At 64.2% G+C, this 14,658-nt stretch carries 10 protein-coding genes, 1 tRNA gene and 2 rRNA genes (1 of these 13 only partly in view); 4 read left to right on the top strand and 9 right to left on the bottom strand.

Features of this window, described 5'->3' with window-relative positions; translation table 11 throughout:
• The first annotated feature begins 184 nt into the window (after window positions 1-184).
• Complete coding sequence (locus V6U71_RS00410; RefSeq protein WP_411340476.1) at window positions 185-1,063, top strand: hypothetical protein; 879 nt, start codon at window positions 185-187, stop codon at window positions 1,061-1,063.
• Here V6U71_RS00410 and V6U71_RS00405 read toward each other — a convergent pair.
• Together V6U71_RS00405 and V6U71_RS00400 are read right to left on the bottom strand one after the other, a co-directional pair.
• Entirely contained in the window at window positions 1,060-2,940 is a 1,881-nt protein-coding gene (locus V6U71_RS00405) for an ABC-F family ATP-binding cassette domain-containing protein (protein ID WP_411340475.1), read from the bottom strand. The genes V6U71_RS00410 and V6U71_RS00405 overlap by 4 nt on opposite strands.
• Window positions 2,941-2,997: 57 nt before the next feature.
• Complete coding sequence (locus V6U71_RS00400; protein WP_411340474.1) at window positions 2,998-4,338, bottom strand: dicarboxylate/amino acid:cation symporter; 1,341 nt, start codon at window positions 4,336-4,338, stop codon at window positions 2,998-3,000.
• Between the two features lie 152 nt (window positions 4,339-4,490).
• Here V6U71_RS00400 and V6U71_RS00395 point away from each other — a divergent pair, with 152 nt between their 5' ends.
• Entirely contained in the window at window positions 4,491-5,789 is a 1,299-nt protein-coding gene (locus V6U71_RS00395) for a dicarboxylate/amino acid:cation symporter (protein ID WP_411340473.1), read from the top strand.
• An 11-nt stretch (window positions 5,790-5,800) separates the two neighbouring features.
• The gene (locus V6U71_RS00390) at window positions 5,801-6,223 is read left to right on the top strand and encodes a VOC family protein (RefSeq protein WP_411340472.1); all 423 of its coding nucleotides are present in this window, start codon (window positions 5,801-5,803) and stop codon (window positions 6,221-6,223) included.
• Between the two features lie 3 nt (window positions 6,224-6,226).
• On the opposite strand, the gene V6U71_RS00385 is transcribed toward V6U71_RS00390, so the two are convergent.
• The 3 genes from V6U71_RS00385 to V6U71_RS00375 are packed head-to-tail and all read right to left on the bottom strand — an operon-like array spanning window position 6,227 to window position 10,399.
• Entirely contained in the window at window positions 6,227-7,783 is a 1,557-nt protein-coding gene (locus tag V6U71_RS00385; protein WP_411340471.1) for a DHA2 family efflux MFS transporter permease subunit, read from the bottom strand.
• 7 nt (window positions 7,784-7,790) lie between these two features.
• Window positions 7,791-8,963, bottom strand: a complete 1,173-nt coding sequence (locus V6U71_RS00380) for an HlyD family efflux transporter periplasmic adaptor subunit (RefSeq protein ID WP_411340470.1) — start codon at window positions 8,961-8,963, stop codon at window positions 7,791-7,793.
• Window positions 8,960-10,399, bottom strand: a complete 1,440-nt coding sequence (locus tag V6U71_RS00375; RefSeq protein WP_411340469.1) for an efflux transporter outer membrane subunit — start codon at window positions 10,397-10,399, stop codon at window positions 8,960-8,962. Before V6U71_RS00375 ends, V6U71_RS00380 begins: the two co-directional genes overlap by 4 nt.
• 89 nt (window positions 10,400-10,488) lie before the next feature.
• On the opposite strand from V6U71_RS00375, the gene V6U71_RS00370 reads away from it, so the two are divergent.
• Window positions 10,489-11,109, top strand: a complete 621-nt coding sequence (locus V6U71_RS00370) for a TetR/AcrR family transcriptional regulator (RefSeq protein WP_411340468.1) — start codon at window positions 10,489-10,491, stop codon at window positions 11,107-11,109.
• Window positions 11,110-11,133: 24 nt separating this feature from the next.
• On the opposite strand, the gene V6U71_RS00365 is transcribed toward V6U71_RS00370, so the two are convergent.
• The 4 genes from V6U71_RS00365 to V6U71_RS00350 all read right to left on the bottom strand — a co-directional run.
• A complete protein-coding gene (locus V6U71_RS00365; protein ID WP_411340467.1) occupies window positions 11,134-12,000 on the bottom strand; it encodes a DMT family transporter in 867 nt (288 codons plus the stop codon).
• A gap of 172 nt (window positions 12,001-12,172) precedes the next feature.
• A tRNA-Met gene (locus V6U71_RS00360) sits at window positions 12,173-12,249 on the bottom strand.
• A gap of 114 nt (window positions 12,250-12,363) precedes the next feature.
• A 5S ribosomal RNA gene (gene rrf, locus V6U71_RS00355) occupies window positions 12,364-12,478 on the bottom strand.
• Window positions 12,479-12,610: 132 nt separating this feature from the next.
• Window positions 12,611-14,658, bottom strand: a 23S ribosomal RNA gene (locus tag V6U71_RS00350); it runs 743 nt beyond the window's last position.

Raw genomic sequence — 14,658 nt, 5'->3', positions numbered from 1 at the left:
TTGCATTCCCATCTAGTTTCAATTGAAACTATTATCGCGGCACACGGCATCGCTGTCAAGCAGAAGTCAGCGGCGAAGCACGAGTTTATGCCGATTCGCCTTGTGGCCCAAATCACTACAGGCGCGCTGCCGCGCAGCTATGATAGGATGATCGAAACAGGGTGCATAAAGGGGGGGCGAGGACATGCCGCAACGATCGTCGCTGCGTTTCTGGTTCGCACTGGCATGGATGGCGCTCGTCATCGGCTGGGCGTGGTGGGAGTACAGCCACTACAGCGGCCTCTACCGCTGGCTCGCCGAATGGCAGATCGCCAAATGGGGTGGCTATGAGCAGGTCTGGACCGCGGCCATTCCCGCGTGCATCCTGATGATCCCTGCCTTCCGCGTGCTGCGCGAGCGCGAATTGCTCAACCAGGCGTCGCTGATCGCGGGCGACGATCCGGTACCGATCCTGCGCCGGGTGCGAACCGGCATGCTGGTCTGCGGCGTGATCCTGACGCTCGCCGCGACCGGGGCGTATTTCTATTCGCAGCAATTGCCCGACCCGTCGGGCCCGCGGACAACGGTCGATCTCGCCGCGCTCGGCGACGCCGCGCCGCCCATTGACTCGGCGACCTTCGCGAGCGCGGTTCCCGACACCGACCGCGCACTACAGCGCGACGAGGCCTTCCGCTCGCGTTCTGCCGATATAGACCACCAGACCATCTATGTGCCCGTCGTCGCAAAAGGGGCGGCGAAGGATGCTCCGGTGCGTTTCTTCATCGACCGCGCGAGCTATGCCTTTACCGACAGCGGCGAGGCGCCGCGGACGAACATCTTCCTCGCCGACCATATGCAGGGGGTACTTGTCGAGAATGGCTTGCCGGCCGATGTCGTTGCGGCGTTCGAGAAGCAGGGCGTGACGATTGCATCGCCGCATTATCTCATGACAACCAATTCGGTCGGCGGCCGGCAGAATTACTATATCGTCGCAGCGCTTGGCGGCTTCATCGCCTTCATCCTGTTCCTGCTGTCGGCCATCCAGAGCGTGTCGATCGCCCGCGCGCGACGGCGCGCCGCCTAGGCAGTTTCCCGCTCGAACGCTTCAAGCGCCTCGCTTGCCTCGACCCAGCGCGCCTCGGCCGCCTCCTGCGCGGCGACGATCTTGCCGCGCCGTTGCGACAATTCGCCCATCGTCAGCCCCTTATATTCGTTCGCTGCTCCGGCGGGATCGAACATCGCGCGGTCGATGGCGGTCAGCACGACCTGATATTTGGCGAGGTCGGCCTCTGCGTCGGAGACCGCTTTCCTGACTTTTGCAGCGGCTTCGCGCGCAGCAGCGGCGGCCTTGCGGTCTACCTTGCGATCGGCCTTCGATGCACCGCGTTCCTTCTCGGAAGATTTGCCGAGAATGAAGGCGACATAATCGTCCATGCTGCCATCGAAATCGCGAGCGGTGCCGTTGTCGACGAGCACCAGCCGGTCCGCGGTGAGTTCGAGCATGTGGCGATCGTGGCTGACGATCAGCACCGCGCCGTCGAAGCCGTTCAGCGCCTGTACCAGCGCCTCGCGCGCATCGACGTCGAGGTGGTTCGTCGGTTCGTCGAGGATCAGCAGGTGCGGCGCCTCGCGCGTGATCAGCGCGAGCGCGAGCCGCGCGCGCTCGCCGCCCGACAGCTTGCCGACCTCGGTCGTCGCCTTGTTGCCGGTGAAGCCGAAACGCCCGAGCTGCGCCCGCACGGCGCCCGGGGTCTTGCCCGTCATCACCCGCGTCATATGGCCGAGCGGCGTGTCGCTGCCGTCGAGTTCCTCTACCTGATATTGGGTGAAATAGCCGACCCGCATCTTGCCCGACGCCGCCATCGCGCCGTCCATCGGCGCGAGCTGCGCCGCGAGCAGCCGCGCGAGCGTCGTCTTGCCGTTGCCGTTGCGGCCGAGCAGCGCGATGCGGTCGTCGGGATCGATACGCAGGTTGAGCCGCGTCAGGATCGGCTGCCCCGGCGTATAGCCGACGCTTGCCAGGTCGAGCGTGATCAGCGGCGGCTTCAGCTCGTCGGGGCTCGGGAAATCGAAGGCAAGGCTCGGATCTTCGGCGACCGCGGCGATCGGTTGCATTTTCGCCAATTGCTTGGCGCGTGACTGGGCCTGCTTCGCGGTCGAGGCGCGCGCGCTGTTGCGCGCGACATAATCCTGCAGCTTGGCGCGCTGCGCATCTTGCGCCGCCTTCGCCGCGGCAAGCTGCGCGAGGCGCTCGGCACGCTGGCGCTCGAAGTCGTTATAGCCGCCGGCATAGAGGGTCACCTTCCCGCCCTCAAGGTGCAGGATATGGTCGACGACATTGTTGAGCAGGTCGCGCTCGTGGCTGATCACCACGAGCTGGCCGGGATAGGCCTTGAGGAAGCTTTCGAGCCACATCGTCGCTTCGAGGTCGAGGTGGTTCGACGGTTCGTCGAGCAGCAAAAGGTCGGGGTTCGAAAAGAGCAAAGCCGCGAGCGCGACGCGCATTTTCCATCCGCCCGAGAAACTGTCGAGCGGCTGCCCCTGCATCTCCTCGTCGAAGCCGAGTCCGATCAGGATGCGCGCCGCGCGCGCGGGCGCGGTATAGGCATCGATCGCGATCAGCCGCTCGTGGATATCGCCGAGCCGGTCGGGGTCGGTCACCGTCTCCGACGCGAGGAGCAACTCCGCCCGTTCCGTATCGGCAGCAAGCACGGTGTCGAACGGCGTCGCGGTGCCGCTGGGCGCTTCCTGCGCGATATAGCCGACGCGCGTCTTGCGCGGCATTTCGATGGCGCCCTCGTCGGCTTCGAGCTGACCGATCATCACCTTCATCAAGGTCGATTTGCCCGCGCCGTTGCGGCCGATGAGCCCGACGCGGCTCTTCGGCGGCAGACTCGCGGTCGCGCGGTCGAGGATGGTGCGCCCGCCAAGGCGCACGGTGAGGCCGTTGATCGTCAGCATGGCGCGGGCCCCTAGCACGACATGGCGCGAAGCCCAAGTGCCGCCGCCGCGTTCGCGTCAATCGGTGTCGGTCTCGATCGGCCGCGCCGCAAGGCCCGGCGCAGCATCGCCATAGAGCGCGCGCCGGAACGCCTCGCCGTCGAGCGCCTTTTCCCACTTGGCAACGACGATCGCCGCCAGCGCATTGCCGACGAAATTGGTGAGCGCGCGGCACTCGCTCATGAAACGGTCGATGCCGAGGATCAGCGCGAGGCCCGCGACCGGGACCGACGGCACCACCGACAAGGTCGCGGCGAGCGTGATGAAGCCTGCACCGGTGACCCCGGCCGCGCCCTTCGAGCTCACCATCGCGACAAGCAGCAGCGCGATCTGGTCGCCAAGCGACAGGTCGACATTGGTCGCCTGTGCAACGAACAGCGCCGCGAGCGTCATATAGATGTTGGTGCCGTCGAGGTTGAAGCTGTAGCCGGTCGGCACGACCATGCCGACGACCGGCTTGGCACAGCCCGCCCGTTCGAGCTTTTCCATCAGGCTCGGCAGCGCCGCCTCGGAAGACGAAGTCCCCAGCACGAGCAGCAGTTCGGCCTTGAGGTAAGCGATCAGGCGAAAGATCGAAAAGCCCGCCAGCCGCGCCATCGCACCGAGGACGACGATCACGAAGAACAGCGAGGTCAGGTAGAAGGTTGCGATCAGCGCCCCCAGGTTGGCGAGCGATTCGACGCCATATTTGCCGATCGTGAACGCCATCGCACCAAATGCCCCGATCGGCGCGAAGCGCATCAGCATCGCGACGAGGCGGAAGAAAACGACCGACAGCTTTTCGAGCATCCCCAGCACCTGCTGCCCCGCCTCGCCGGTACGCGACAGCGCGATGCCGAACAGGATCGCGACGAACAGCGCCTGCAGGATCGATCCCGAGGTGAGCGCCGAAACGAAGGTCGTCGGGATGATCGCAAGGAGGAATCCGGTCAGCGTCGCTTCGTGCGCCTTCTCCTGATATTCGGCGACCGCGCCGGCATCGAGCGTCGCGGGATCGATGTTCATCCCCGCCCCGGGCTGCACCAGATTGGCGACGATCAGCCCGACGATCAGCGCAAGCGTCGAGAAGAAGAGGAAATAGGCGAAGGTCTTCACCGTCAGCCGGCCGAGCGTCTTGGCCTCGCCGACCGAGGCGATGCCGGTCGCGACGGTCAGGAAGATCACCGGCGCGATGATCATCTTGACGAGATTGATGAACCCGTCGCCGAGCGGTTTGAGGGCGACGCCCACATCGGGGAAATAATGGCCGAGCAGCACGCCGGCGAAAATCGCGGTCAGCACCTGGACATAAAGATGCGTCCACCAGGCCCCGCGGGGTACGGCATCGCGCGGAGTGCCCAAATTCGTTACAGCCGTCATCGATATCCCCCGTCCGGCTTGGCAAATCCGCCGCGCCGGATCGGCCTTTTAGCGAAGAAGCGGGCAGCCGGAAATCTCCATCAAGGCATCGATCCGGCCATAAATTGGACATTGCGGGCGCACCAGCTACTATGCGGCATGGGATCGACCGCATGACCGATACCGCGCCGCCCCCGGCCGCGACGGATGCCGGCAAGCCCGGCCCGCTGGGCCGCTGGTTCGGCATCGCGCTATGGAAACGCATCATGGCGGCGCTCGTCCTCGGCGCTATCGTCGGCCTGCTGTGGGGCGAAGGCGCAACGTCGATCGCGTGGATCGGCGAATTGTTCGTGCGGCTGATCCGCATGCTCGTCGTCCCGCTCGTCTTCCTCACCATCGCATCGGGGGTCGCGGCGCTCGCCGACCCGAAACGGCTCGGCAGCATCGGCATCAAGACGCTGGCGATGTATGTGTTCACGACATCGCTCGCGGTCACCACCGGGCTGATCGTCGCAACGCTGATCGCGCCGGGCGCGGGAGCGAGCTTCGCCGGCGCGGTGCCGAAGGCGCTTGCCGAAGCGCAGGACCCGGCGCGGATGTTCATCGAGATTGTGCCCGACAATCCGGTCGGGGCGATGGCGAATGGTGCGACGCTGTCGATCATCTTTTTCGCCATCGTCGTCGGGGCCGGCGTCATCGCGGCGGGCAAGGAGGCCGAACCGGTACGCCGCCTGCTCACGAGCGGCACAGCGGTGATGCTGCGCATCGTCGGGTTCGTGATGGAGACCGCGCCCTTCGGCGTTTTCGCGCTGATCGCGGTGATGATGGGGACGACCGGCCCGTCGAGCTTCCTCGCCATCTTCAAACTGGCGCTCTGCGTGCTGACCGGCGCCACGATCGTCACGCTGGTGATCCATGGCGGCATTGTCATCCGCCTGCTCGCCTGGTTGCCGCCGCTCCCCTTCTTCCGAGGTATCGCCGACGCGATCATGGTCGGTTTCTCGACCTCGTCGAGTTCGGCCGCGCTGCCCGTCGCAATCCGCGTCGCAGAGCGCAACCTCGGCGTTTCGCCGCCCGTCGCCTCGACCGTGCTGCCACTCGGCGCCACCATCGGCATGGACGGCGCCGCGATGTATGTTGCGATGCTGACGCTGTTTTCGGCGCAAGCCTTCGGCCTCGACCTCAGTCTGGCCGACTATCTGGTGATCGCGGGCACGACGACGATCGTCGCAATGGGGGTCGCGCCGGTGCCGTCGGGGTCGCTGTTCGTGCTCGCCGCGGTGCTCCACGCGATCGGCATCACGCCCGAGCAGACGGCGCTCGTCGTCGGCTTCATCCTGCCCTTCGACCGCATCCTCGACATGATCCGCACCGTGCCCAACGTCACCTGCGACCTGTCGATCGCGACCGCAGTCGCACGCTGGGAAAAGGAAATCGACGTCGACGAATATCTTTCCGCCAAGGATGTGTAGAACACCCGTCGATGACCGACCTCGCCCCCTTCCATATCGCCTTCCCGGTCCACGACCTCGCCGCCGCGCGCCATTTCTACGGCACCGTCCTCGGCTGTCCCGAGGGGCGCAGCAGCGCCGAATGGATCGACTTCAACCTCTATGGTCATCAGATCGTCGCACATCGTGTCGCGTCGTCCACGGCGGTGGCGGGGCATAATCCGGTCGACGGCCATGAGGTTCCCGTCCCGCATTTCGGCGTCGTCCTGCCGCCCGCCGAATGGCAGGCGCTGGCCACGCGACTCCGGGGACACGGCGTCGCGTTCGTCATCGAGCCGCACACGCGCTTCGCCGGCGAAGCGGGCGAGCAGTCGACGATGTTCTTCCACGATCCGTCGGGCAATGCGCTGGAGTTCAAGGCCTTCGCCGACCTCGGACAATTATTTGCGAAATAGCGCTTAGTGGCCGCCGCCCATCGAAATCTGTTTCGGCCTTGGTGCGAACCACACCGATATTGCGGCGATCACGAACACCACGCCCGAGGCGAGAAACAGGTGGAGCACGCCGAGCGTCGATGCCTGAACCTCGACCAGCCGCTCGATCACGGCGCGCGCCTGTTCGAGCGTGAAGCCGGCATTCTGCAACGAGGTCACCGTCGCTTCGGGGTTGTTGAGCGCCGAGACGAGTTCGGAGCGCGAGGTACGGCTGGCGTCGTCCCACGCCGTCGTCGCAATCGCGGTCCCGATCGCGCCGCAAAGCGTGCGCAGGAAGCTCATCAACCCCGCCGCCGAGGTTTGATGCTGCGCCGGGACCGAACTCAGTGCGAGCGCGGTCAACCCGACGAAGAAGAAGGGCATGCCGATACCCTGCAATATGTGCGGCAGCGCGAGCGTCCAGTAACCGACGTCGGCGTTCCAGCTGGCACGCAGAATCGACATCAACGCCATCCAGAGAATCCCGGCGCAGATGGTAATGCGCACATCGACCTTTGTGATCAGGCCGGCGGCGACGGGGGATAGCAGCACGGCGAAGACGCCGAGCCAGGCGACGATGAAACCCGTCTCCGTCGCGGTGTAGCCCGCAACCTGCTGAAGCCACAAAGGTGTCAGCACGACCTGCGCAAAAAAGGCGCCGAAGCCCAGCGATATCGCCATCGTCGCGAAACTGAAGCCGCGGAAACGGAAGATCCGCAGGTTCACAACCGGATTGGCATCGGTCAGTTCCCAGATGACAAAGGCCGCAAAGCTGATCGCCGCGACGATCGCGAGCCCGACGATCCACGTCGATCCGAACCAGTCATGCTCGCGCCCCGTGTCGAGCATGATCTGAAAGGCGCCGACCGAGACGACGAGCAGGATCAGCCCGATCACATCGATGCGCGCCTTTTCGCGCTTCGTTTCAAAGGGCGTCAGCAGGCTGAAGACGCCGAAGGCACAGATGGCGACGACGGGCAGATTGATGAAGAATATCCACGGCCAGGTCCAGTTGTCGCTGATCGTGCCGCCCAGGATCGGACCGAGGATCGGCGCCGTGGTCGTCGTCATCGCCCAGATCGCAAGGCCGAGCCCCGCCTTTTCCTTCGGAAAGATGCGCAGCAGCAAGATTTGCGACAGCGGCATCAGCGGCCCGCCGGCGAGCCCCTGCAGCACGCGGAAGAGGACGAGCGCATCGAGCGTGCGCGACACGCCGCAGAGGAAAGAGAAGATGCCGAAACCGATGATCGATATCATGAACCAGCGCACGGTGCCGAAGCGCATCGCGAGCCAGCCGGTGAGCGGCACGCTGATCGCGTCGGCGACCGCATAGCTGGTGATCACCCACGTTCCCTGCGTCGGCGATACGGCGAGGCCCCCCGCGATGTGCGGGACCGACACATTGGCGATCGTCGTGTCGAGTACGACGACGAAATTGGCGAGCGCCAGCGCGAACGCCGCGGCGATCAGCCGCATGCCGCTCAGCGGTTGCGGCTCGGCCGGAACGCTCGCGGTTGTGGCAGGGGCAGCGGCGCTGGCCATTACCGGCTCAGTTCCCGCGCGTGTCGATCGTCGCTTCCATCGACAGGCCGACGCGAAGCGGATGTGCCTTCAGTTCCTTGGCATCGAGCGCGATGCGCACCGGCAGCCGCTGCACCACCTTCACCCAATTGCCCGTCGCATTCTGCGCGGGAATCAGCGAGAAAGCCGCACCGGTGCCGCCGGCGATGCCGGTCACCTTGCCGCGATAGACGACATCGCCGCCATAATAGTCGGAGACGAGTTCGACCGGCTGGCCGATGCGGATGCGCCTGAACTGGCTTTCCTTGAAATTGGCGTCGACATAGGCGGTTGCGATCGGAACGATGACCATGATCGGCGCGCCTGCCGCAATCCGCTGCCCGACCTGCACCTGGCGGTTGGTGACGATGCCGTCGACAGGTGCACGGATCACCGTGCGCGCGAGGTCGAGCCGCGCCTTTTCGAGCCGCGCCTCCGCCGCCGCGACGTCGGGGGCGGTTTCGATCGTCGTGCCGCGCACCACCGCCTCGGCCGCGCCGAGATCGCCGCTTGCCGAGCCGCGCGTCGCCTCGGCCGACGCGATGCCGGCGGCGGCAAGGTCGCGCGCCGCCTGCGCCTGCGTCAGTGCGGCGCGCGCGGCGGTCAATTCCTCGCCCGATACCGCGCCGGTCCCGGCGATGCTGTTACGCCGCGCAAATTCGGCCTGTGCCTTCACGACCGCTGCATCGGCGTCGCGCAGCCGCGCCCGCGCCTGTGCGATTTCGGCGCCGCGGGCGCTGACCCGTGCGCGCGCGGCGTCGGCGGTCGCGCTCGCCTGCCCGTAACGCTGACGCGCCTGACGCAGTGCCGCTTCGGCATCGGCGACCGCGATTCGCTGATCGGCATCGTCGAGGATAACGAGGATATCGCCCTTCTTCACCGACTGGGTGCCGCTGACGCGCACGTCCCTGACCGGCCCCGAAACAAGCGCGGTCACCGTCGCCGAATCGGCACCGACATAGGCATTGTCGGTCGACACGCGGCCCGCCTGCGTCAGGAAGTACCAGATGCCCCACAAGGCCGCGATCGTGACCACCACGATGGCGAGGATGCGCAGCAGCTTCTTGCGCTTCGCCAAGCGTTCGCCGTTCGCTTCGGCACTGTCGGGAGCGTCCTGGGGAGTCGGGGATGCGGCCGCAGCCGTGTCTTCGGCCATCGTCATTCTCCTGTGGGGGTTTGGGCGCGATATCCGCCGCCAAGAGCGCGGATCAGGGCAATGTCGAGCGTCCGCTGCCGCGCCTCGAGGTCGGCGACCGAGCGGCTCAGCGCCACCATGCTGTCTTCGGCGGTCAGTTGCGCAAGCTGGTTCGACAGACCGGCGCGATAGCGCAGCCCGGCCAGGTTCGCCGCCTCCGACGCCGCGCGGAGCGCCTCGCGGCGGTCGGCAAGCTGGCGCGCCGTCGCCGCGCGGCTGGCGACGATGTCGGCGACGTCGCGCAGCGCCGCGACGAGCGTGCCGTCATAACTCGCCACCGCGATGTCATAATCGGCACGCGCACCGCGATAACGGCCCTGCAACCGCCCGCTGTCGAAGATCGGCAGGCTGATCGCAGCGCCGCCATTGCCATATTTCGACCCGCCGTCGAACAGGTTCGACAGCCCGAGCGACTGGAAACCGACCAGCACCGAAAGGCTGATGTTGGGATAGAAGTCGGCGCGCGCGGCATCGATACGCTTGGCCGCGGCTTCGGCGCGCAATCGCGCCGCGACGATATCGGGGCGGCGGCCGATGAGGTCGATGCCCGCCGCAGGGGGCAAGGCGCCGGCAGGCACGGCAAGCTGTGGGCGTGCGACCGCCTGCCCGCGATCGGGACCCGCGCCGACCAGCGCGGCGAGCCGGTTGCGGGTCAGCGCGATCGCTTCCTCGAGCGCGACGATATCGCCGCGCGCGGCGGCCGCGCGGCTTTCGGCCTGCCGCTGGCTCGCCATATTGTCGAGCCCGGCGCGGGTCCGGTCGGCCGACAGCCCGGCGCTCGCGCCGCGGATACGCAGCGCCTCCTGCGCCACGTCGAGCGCTTCATAATAGCCGGCAAGATCGGCGTAAGCCGACGCAATGCCGGTGGTCAGCATCAACCGCGCCTGCGCCGCATCGACGCGCGCCGCTTCGGCCTCGGAGGTCGCCGCCGCGAGCGCCGCGCGATTGCGGCCCCACAGGTCGAGGTCGAAGGAAAAGGTTGCGGCGACATGGCCGGTGTCCTGGATTCCTTCGGGCACGAATTGCGGCGGGATGCCCATGGTCTTGCTTTGCTGGACCCCGCCCGCACTCGCTTCGGCACCGACGCGCGGGCCGAGTGCGGATCCTGCCTGCTGCGCCAAGGCATCGGCGGCGCGGACGCGTGCGGCGGCAACCGCGATGTCGGGCGAGCCCTTCAGTCCCTCATCCATAAGCCGGTCGAGACCGGGGTCACCGAAACCGTGCCACCAGCCTTCGACCGGCCAGGCGCCGCTCGCTTCGGCGAAACTCGCCGACGAGGCAAGCGAGCCGGCCGCAGCCGGAGCGGGTCTGGGGCCAAGGTCGGGAACACTCGCGCAGGCGGAAAGCAGCCCGAAAACCGCGACACCCAAAAATGTGGTGGGGGAGAGAAGTCGATAAGGCATGGCGTCCAACGATACTAGCTGGTATCATGCGCCAATGGACCTCGGAGGATGCGTTGTCAATCGAAATGATACCAGATGGTACGGCTGTTTTGGACGATGCCGCGGCGTTGCGGCGCAAGGCATTTGTCGACGCGGCGCGCGAGCTCTTCTTCGTCAACGGCTATGCCGGCACGACGATGTCGTCGATCGCGAGCAAGGTGGGCGGATCGAAGACGACGCTCTGGACCTATTTTCCCTCGAAGGAGGATCTGTTCGCCGCGGTCGTCGATGATATTGTCGCGCAATATGGCGACGCGCTCGCGATCGATCTGCCGCTCGACGAGCCGGTGCGCGATGTCCTCCGCGTGTTCGGCAATGTGCTGATGACCAAGCTGACGGCGACGCCGCTGTTGTCGCTCTATCGGCTCGTCATCGGCGAAGCGGAGCGTTTTCCGCACCTTTCGGAGACTTTTTATGCCCGCGGGCCGCGCCGCGGCAAGGCGCGCGCCGCGGCCTGGGTCGCGGAAAAAATGGCGCGCGGCGAAATCCGGATGGGCGATCCGATGCGCGCGATCCAACAATTTACCGGGCTCTGCCAGTCCGGCGTCTATCAGTTTGCGGTGCTGGGTCTGTCCGAAGGGCGCGATCTCGGCCGGCTGCAGGACGAAGTCGATGCCGCGGTTGATACCTTCTGCCGCGCCTGGTGCGTCGAGACCGCCGAACCAGCCTGATCCGACCGACGCCGCATCGTTCGCTCAATCCGGAACATTGCTTGCCTTCGTCGCTTCGGGCATGGGTCCGTCGACCTTCGCGGTCCGCAGCGCGACGATCCCGACGCCGACGATCGCGATAAAGCCGCCGAGCATCATCAGCGGCGTGACGGGGGTGCCGAACCACGCCGCAGCCGCCGCGACAGAAACGACCGGCGTCGGGATCGTGAAGGGCACGATCACCGACACATCGTGCCGCTGCAGCAGCCAGGCCATGGCGCCGTGCCCGAGGATCGTCGAAACGACCGCGGCATAGGCGACCCAGCCGAACGCCGAGAGCGGCAGGTCGGGGATTGCCGCAAAGCCTGCCGGATCGCCGATCAGCGTTGCCGGAACCATCGCAAGACTCCCCATCGCGCCGACCCAGGCGGTGATCGTCAGCACCGGCACGCCTTTCAACCCGCGCTGGATCAGGGCGCCGAACGCCCAGATCAGGCTCGCGAGCGCGGTGACCAATATGCCGTAGATTTCCTTGCCCGCCTCGGGATCGAAGACGAGCAACCCGACGCCCGAGAGGGCGAGGACGATGCCCATGATCCGCCGCCAGTGAATCCGCTCTTTCAGGATCAGCACCGCGAGGATCAGCGAAAAGGGGACCCCGAGCTGGCCGGCGATCGCGAGCGCGCCGACATTGTCGGCGACCGCGAGCGACCAGCTCACTGCAAGGTAGAAGCAGGCACCCGACAACAGCCCGAAACCGGTCAGGGCGAGCATACGCCCGGGAACGATGCGCAGGAAGGGAAGGCAGACGACCAGTACGATCAACTGGCGAAGCATCGCCGACGGCAGCGCCCCTGCCTCGCCGACGATGATCTTCATCGCGATAATATTGAAACCCCACGCGAAAATCATCGCAACGGCGACGGCTGTATCCAGCGGCCCAAGGGGGGATCGCAAGCGTTTCATGCCGCGCGCATAGCGTGCGAAACGAGGGACGTCATGGTCTAGATGCCCGAAACAGGGCGAGCGCGGCCGCACCGGCCACAAAAAAACCCGCCATCCCTTGCGGGCGGCGGGTTCTTGTTGGTTGCGGGAGCAGGATTTGAACCTGCGACCTTCAGGTTATGAGCCTGACGAGCTACCGGGCTGCTCCATCCCGCGTCAACCAGTTCGCGGCGCCGTTTCCGGGGCCGCTAAAACAGCAAAAGGCCGGCATCGCTGCCGGCCTCTAACTTTGTGAATGGGTTTCCGTTTCGACCTTACGTCGGCTGCAATGCCTGGCGACGTCCTACTCTTCCAACGCTTAAGCGGTAGTACCATCGGCGCTGTCAGGTTTCACGTCCGAGTTCGAGATGGGATCGGGTGGGTCACTGACGCCATGGTCACCAAGCAATGAAGCCGGCGTAGGGTCAAAAAGGGTTTCAATCGATGTCCGTGCAAATACTGTCTGATCAATCATCCGCTCCAAGCGAACAAGCTAAAGGCTTTTGGCCGATCAGGCTTGTCGTTGATGGCGGGACTCTTAAGTGCGAATAGAGCAATTAGTATCGGTTAGCTCCACGCGTTACCGCGCTTCTACATCCGATCTATCAACGTGGTGGTCTTCCACGGCTCTAAGAAATCTTATCTTGAGGGAGGCTTCCCGCTTAGATGCTTTCAGCGGTTATCCCGTCCATACATAGCTACCCTGCTGCGCGGCTGGCGCCACGACAGGTACACCAGAGGTATGTTCAACCCGGTCCTCTCGTACTAGGGTCAACTCCTCTCAAATTTCGACGCCCACGGCAGATAGGGACCAAACTGTCTCACGACGTTCTGAACCCAGCTCACGTACCACTTTAATTGGCGAACAGCCAAACCCTTGGGACCTGCTCCAGCCCCAGGATGTGATGAGCCGACATCGAGGTGCCAAACGATTCCGTCGATATGAGCTCTTGGGAATCATCAGCCTGTTATCCCCGGCGTACCTTTTATCCGTTGAGCGATGGCCCTTCCACTCGGGACCACCGGATCACTATGACCGACTTTCGTCTCTGCTCGACTCGTCAGTCTCGCAGTCAGGCAGGCTTATGCCATTGCACTCTAACAGACGGTTTCCAACCGTCCTGAGCCTACCATCGCGCGCCTCCGTTACTCTTTAGGAGGCGACCGCCCCAGTCAAACTACCCGCCACAGAGGGTCCCTAATCCAGTTTCATGGATCGAGGTTAGACATCAGAAAACAACAGGGTGGTATTTCACCTATGGCTCCACACCGGCTGGCGCCAGTGCTTCAAAGCCTCCCACCTATGCTACACAGTTCTTTCCTAATGCCACTCTGAAGCTGCAGTAAAGGTGCACGGGGTCTTTCCGTCTAACCGCGGGTACTCCGCATCTTCACGGAGAATTCAATTTCGCTGAGCATCTCCTGGAGACAGTGGGGAAGTCGTTACGCCATTCGTGCAGGTCGGAACTTACCCGACAAGGAATTTCGCTACCTTAGGACCGTTATAGTTACGGCCGCCGTTTACCTGGGCTTCATTTCGGAGCTTGCACCCCTCCACTTAACCTTCAGGCACCGGGCAGGCGTCAGGCCCTATACGTCGTCTTGAAGCCGACTTAGCAGAGCCCTGTGTTTTTGCTAAACAGTCGCTACCCCCTGGCCTGTGCCCCCCACAACTGGTTGCCCAGAAGTGGGGCCTCCTTCTTCCGAAGGTACGGAGGCAATTTGCCGAGTTCCTTCAGGAGACTTCTCTCAAGCGCCTTGGTATACTCTACCATCCCACCTGTGTCGGTTTAGGGTACGGTCTATAATGGAGGGGCTATTTCCTGGAACCTCTTCAAAGCCTGACCAATCCAATAAGGTCAGACAATTTACGAGATCCGTCACACACCTCCAGGCCCACGAATATTAACGTGGTTCCCATCGACTACCCCCTTCGGGCTCGTCTTAGGGGCCGGCTTACCCTGCTCAGATTAGCTTTAAGCAGGAACCCTTGGGATTTCGGCGACAGGGCATCTCACCCTGTTTATCGCTACTCATGTCAGCATTCGCACTTCCGATACCTCCACGACCCATTACCAGATCGCTTCATCAGCCTACGGAACGCTCCGCTACCGCGTGTATTGCTACACACCCTAAGCTTCGGTGCACGTCTTGAGCCCCGTTACATTTTCGCCGCAGGAACCCTTATTTAGACCAGTGAGCTGTTACGCTTTCTTTAAAGGATGGCTGCTTCTAAGCCAACCTCCTGGTTGTTTTGGGATTCCCACATGCTTTCCCACTTAGACGTGACTTGGGGACCTTAGCTGTAGGTCAGGGCTGTTTCCCTTTTGACGACGGACCTTAGCACCCGCCGTCTGTCTGCCGGATATTACTCTTGGGTATTCGGAGTTTGGTTAGAATTGGTAGATCTCGCGACCCCCGCATCCATCCAGTGCTCTACCCCCCAAGGTATTCATCCGACGCTCTACCTCAATAGATTTCGCGGAGAACCAGCTATTTCCCGGTTTGATTGGCCTTTCACCCCTAAACACAACTCATCCGACAATTTTTCAACATTGAACGGTTCGGTCCTCCAGTGCGTGTTAC

It is taken from the genome of Sphingopyxis sp. J-6 (genome assembly GCF_046603995.1).
Lineage (GTDB): Bacteria > Pseudomonadota > Alphaproteobacteria > Sphingomonadales > Sphingomonadaceae > Sphingopyxis.
Note: the sequence above shows the minus strand (reverse complement) of the source record. Positions and strands in the feature narration are given on the sequence as shown.

Excerpts from the sequence above, each read along its gene's own strand:
- V6U71_RS00410 (WP_411340476.1), top strand. The coding sequence starts at position 185 with ATGCCGCAACGATCGTCGCTGCGTTTCTGGTTCGCACTGGCATGGATG.
- V6U71_RS00405 (WP_411340475.1), bottom strand. The coding sequence starts at position 2,940 with ATGCTGACGATCAACGGCCTCACCGTGCGCCTTGGCGGGCGCACCATC.
- V6U71_RS00400 (WP_411340474.1), bottom strand. The coding sequence starts at position 4,338 with ATGACGGCTGTAACGAATTTGGGCACTCCGCGCGATGCCGTACCCCGC.
- V6U71_RS00395 (WP_411340473.1), top strand. The coding sequence starts at position 4,491 with ATGACCGATACCGCGCCGCCCCCGGCCGCGACGGATGCCGGCAAGCCC.
- V6U71_RS00390 (WP_411340472.1), top strand. The coding sequence starts at position 5,801 with ATGACCGACCTCGCCCCCTTCCATATCGCCTTCCCGGTCCACGACCTC.
- V6U71_RS00385 (WP_411340471.1), bottom strand. The coding sequence starts at position 7,783 with ATGGCCAGCGCCGCTGCCCCTGCCACAACCGCGAGCGTTCCGGCCGAG.
- V6U71_RS00380 (WP_411340470.1), bottom strand. The coding sequence starts at position 8,963 with ATGACGATGGCCGAAGACACGGCTGCGGCCGCATCCCCGACTCCCCAG.
- V6U71_RS00375 (WP_411340469.1), bottom strand. The coding sequence starts at position 10,399 with ATGCCTTATCGACTTCTCTCCCCCACCACATTTTTGGGTGTCGCGGTT.
- V6U71_RS00365 (WP_411340467.1), bottom strand. The coding sequence starts at position 12,000 with ATGATTTTCGCGTGGGGTTTCAATATTATCGCGATGAAGATCATCGTC.